The following is a 3,282-nucleotide window of genomic DNA, read 5'->3' as shown; positions in this document are numbered from 1 at the left end:
GAGAATGATCGAGTGAAAGATTTGTTTGATATAATAAAGAGTGCTAGGTGAGACTTGTATGGTTTATAGGCATGAGAGCAATCAAAGACAGGAATGAAAAATATGAACATTATTATTTGTGATGACAGGATAGATGACAGAAAAAATGTGTCAGATTTGCTGTCAGACTATGGCGAAAAAAAGAATTATGAGTTTACTATTACAGAATATGATTCTGGAGAACAGTTATGCGAAGAACAATCGGCTTTGGAAGCGTGTCAGCTATTATTTCTGGACATCAATATGCAGGGGATGGATGGGCTGAAAACAGCTATGAGGATTAAAGAAAAATATCCAAAACTTCCAGTTGTGCTGGTGACGGCATACATGAATTACGCACTGGATGGATATAAGGTGAAAGCAAGCCGTTTTCTGCTGAAAGATAACCTTGCAGATACTATAGAAGAATGTATGGATGATTTGATAGCAGAAATTAATAAAAACCGTAGGATTCTCGAATTTCGTTTTGTGGAAGGAACGATAAAACTTTATGCAGATGACATCATTTATATAGAAACAGAGCTTCACAAAAATGTATTTTATACAGAAAAAGGGACATTTCAGATTTATAAAAAACTGGATGAACTGGAAAATGAATTCAAGGATATGGGATTCGTGCGGGCACATCTAAGTTTTCTTGTAAATATGAGGTACATCACAAAAATCAGCGGTTATGTGATGACACTTACCACGGGAAAAAAGATTCCGGTTCCCAAGGCACGATATGCACAGGTAAAGAGGGAATATATGCTGTATAAGGGAGAAGAATAACATGACATTCTGGGTATTGACATTTATTGCGGAAATGCTGGAAGTAAAAGGAACGCTATACTTTTTTGATACTTTTATGGAAAAAAGAGATGGCGGATATAGGAACAGATATAGATTTTTTGTTTATTGCGGAGTGCTTTATCTGGTAGCAGTCACAGGGGCATGGATCGGAATGTTAAAATGTATCCCGATTATACTGGTTATGTCTTTCCTGAATCTGGCTTATTATGAGGTCTCCTTCCGGCAGAGTTTTTTGTTTTCAATCATCAACTATACAATGCTTGTATTGATTGATTATGTGACTGTTTTGCTGGGAAGAGGAGGTTCAATCCAAGAAAAATGGTTTTTACAGGCACTGATATCAAAGACGGTTTTTATCATTCTGATGTTGTTTATCAGAAGATTTAGCAAGACAAGAAAAAGCTGCGGTCTGATTACAGGAAAAGAATGGTTACAGTTTTTCTGTGTTCCTGTATTTACGGTGGTCGGTTTCATTCTTATGTTTTATTCAGAAAACGATGATATGCAGAATGTATTTTTATTTCTTTCGGTGGGACTGGTTGCGATTAACCTTATCCTTATGGAGTTCATGCAGAATACCATTGAAAAAGAAGAGAGAATAAAAATTGCGGTACTTACGGAACAAAATCAGAAAAATCGTATTGCAGATTATCAGGACCGGGAAGAAATCTATGAGCGTCAGCGAAGAAAAATGCACGATTATAAAAATCAGCTTTCCACGATCCAGACATTGATAAAGAATGGACACACAGATGAGGCACTTTCATTTACGCAGAAGCTGACAGAGAGCATAGCTGTCGAGATGTCGGCGATAAATACGAATCATCCAGTGGTGAATGCTATTTTAAACCAGAAATACCGCAGCATGCAGGAGAAGCACATAGCAGTGATCCTAAAAGTAGGGGATCTGCAGGAGATTTGTCTGGAAGAGGAAGAGATTGTGATTCTGCTTTCCAATTTATTGGATAATGCAATCCGGGAGAGTGAAAAGGTACTGAAAAATACCGGAAAAGCGGTCATTCATCTGAAATTAGAGTGCGAAGAACATAAACTGATATTTGCGGTAAGAAATCCGGTGACAGAAAAGGTGGAAATTGAAAATGATACGATAAAGAGCAAAAGAGGGGATCATCACGGTATTGGATTGTTAAATGTAAAAGCAGTTGTGGATAAATATGGCGGTGATATGGTGCTTTCCTGCGATGAAAATGAATTTAAGGCAGTGGTCATCTTGTAAAGAGATGGTCTTTGTATGCGTAATATGGTCGTTTGATGATATGGGACTAGGAGAACAGGTTATTTTATCCGATAAAGAAAGCAAAGGAGGTTACTATGAGTAATACAATTAATGTGAACTATATGACACGGGCTTACAATCAGTACCAACAGAAAAATGCGGCTAAAGATCAGGAGAAGGAAGATACAAGGTTTGCGGATAGTGTAAGAGAAAAGAGCGAAGCTAGTGGAAGTATAGTGGGCAATTCAAAAATAGGTTCTGTGTCTGCTAAAGATATGACGATGGTGGAATACAAGCAGTACATTTACAATAAAATATCTCAAATTCCAATGCACCCCACAAGAGCAGGCGAGTCAATATCTGTTACAATTTCAGAGGCGGGTTTTGAAGCAATGAAGAATGATCCAGAGTATGAAGCATGGGTATTAAATGATTTGCAAGTGGGTTGGTCACAACCAGATAAATGGTCCGGTATATGCGGAGGAGCGTTTTCTACAATATATTATGGAGCATCAAAAGAAGAATGTCATGCTGAGATGTGGAGTGATGGTTATAACAATGGGAATGGTGGGAAGATTTTTAATGATAAGTCAAAAAATAGTTTTTGGGAGCGCAGAATAGAAAATAAAAAGAGAATAGAAAATCAGGTAAAGAAACAACAGGAAAAAAAGCGGATTCAGAAAAAACAAGCGGAAAGAACAGCTTATGAAGAATATGCGCAAAATAAAAGGTTATCCGCTCAGGATGCCAGAACTCGATTGGTGGCTGAGAGTAGTTCGTTTGCTAAGACTGTCACAATAAGTCAGGCAGTAGCTTCTTATGAGGCAAATTTTACAATGGCAGTAAGCGTATCGAACAAAACCCAATAGCCTGCAAATAAAAAATCAAGGCTAAATAGAAAGGAGAGATGCAGTATGGGAATTAATGGAGTATCATCGTATGCCAATACATACACATACGGAAATGTAAAGCCATCAAAGAATAGTGAAAAGAATTATTATGCAGGATACACTATGAATTCAGCCAATAAGTTTAAAAATGTATCAGACTATTCAAAGTATTTGACTAACAAGTATAAATGTTTGACTCCATGCAAAAATGCTTCTGTATTGATTGACAGAAGTGTAATGCAAAAGGCATGTGGAGATGAAAAAACTGCGAAATGGCTTGAGGAAAATTTAGCAATTATGCCAGATGTTATACGAAATGCACAG

At 37.2% G+C, this 3,282-nt stretch carries 3 protein-coding genes and 1 pseudogene; all 4 read left to right on the top strand.

Annotation, left to right across the window (positions count from 1 at the left end):
- Window positions 1-102: 102 nt before the first annotated feature.
- On the top strand, window positions 103-810 hold the full coding sequence (locus tag M72_RS12370; protein ID WP_261291832.1) for a LytR/AlgR family response regulator transcription factor: 708 nt from the start codon (window positions 103-105) through the stop codon (window positions 808-810).
- Between the two features lies 1 nt (window position 811).
- Window positions 812-2,068 carry a sensor histidine kinase gene (locus tag M72_RS12365; RefSeq protein ID WP_055068437.1) on the top strand — a complete coding sequence of 419 codons (1,257 nt, stop codon included), beginning with the start codon at window positions 812-814 and terminating at the stop codon, window positions 2,066-2,068.
- Between the two features lie 95 nt (window positions 2,069-2,163).
- Window positions 2,164-2,937, top strand: a complete 774-nt coding sequence (locus tag M72_RS12360; protein ID WP_055068436.1) for a hypothetical protein — start codon at window positions 2,164-2,166, stop codon at window positions 2,935-2,937.
- Between the two features lie 45 nt (window positions 2,938-2,982).
- A pseudogene (locus M72_RS12355) lies at window positions 2,983-3,282 on the top strand (hypothetical protein); the annotation flags it as partial.

Origin of the sequence: Roseburia faecis, assembly GCF_001406815.1 — a bacterium.
Classification (GTDB): Bacteria; Bacillota; Clostridia; order Lachnospirales; family Lachnospiraceae; genus Roseburia; species Roseburia faecis.
The sequence above is the reverse complement of the archived record's forward strand: the minus strand, read 5'-3'. Positions and strand labels throughout refer to the sequence as shown.